Source organism: Xanthobacter sp. BG11Y11_SDJG (assembly GCF_057364445.1).
Map to the genome: position 1 here is coordinate 1 of NZ_JBNFNU010000897.1, position 529 is coordinate 529.

Here is a 529-nt window from a genome sequence, read left to right on the forward strand (position 1 = left end):
CTCGGCCTCCTCGCCCGTCCGGACGGCGCCCCCGCTCTGGCGCGCGCCTTGGCGGGGGAGGCCTTCGACCTCTGCCGCCTTCTCTCTCTCGGAGCCTCGACGCCTGGCTTGCCGCCGGCGAGACCCCAACCGTCCGCCTCCTCGCCCGCCTGCGCCGGGAGACCGACCCCGCCTTCGGCCGCGCCGGCCTGCCGGTCCTCACGCCGGAGAGGCTCGGCGCGATGATGGCCCCCGCCCCGGACGCATCCTCCCGCACGCGGGAGGATGAGCGCGGCGCCCCGCATGCCCAAAGCCCACTCCCGCAAGCGGGAGAGGGGGACGTTCCCGGTGGACAGGCCCTGTCCCCCATCGAGACCGGCGCGCTGGCGCGGTGCGCGGCGACCCCGCTGTTCCGCGCTGTGCTGGCGCATGAAGGCCCGACGCTGTTCGCCCGGCTCCTGGCCCGGCTGGCCGATGGCCTCGACGCCCTGTCCGGCGCGCCGGAGCCGGCGCTTTCCGCCCCGCCGGGCGTCGGCCTCGCCTTCGCGGC

The 529-nt window shown here is 77.9% G+C and carries 1 protein-coding gene; it reads left to right on the plus strand.

All coding sequences use genetic code 11. The annotated features are described in order from the left end of the window. Positions 1-221: 221 nt before the first annotated feature. A partial coding sequence (locus AC2W7M_RS27180) for a hypothetical protein (RefSeq protein WP_486136358.1) occupies positions 222-529 on the plus strand: 308 nt, incomplete at its 3' end.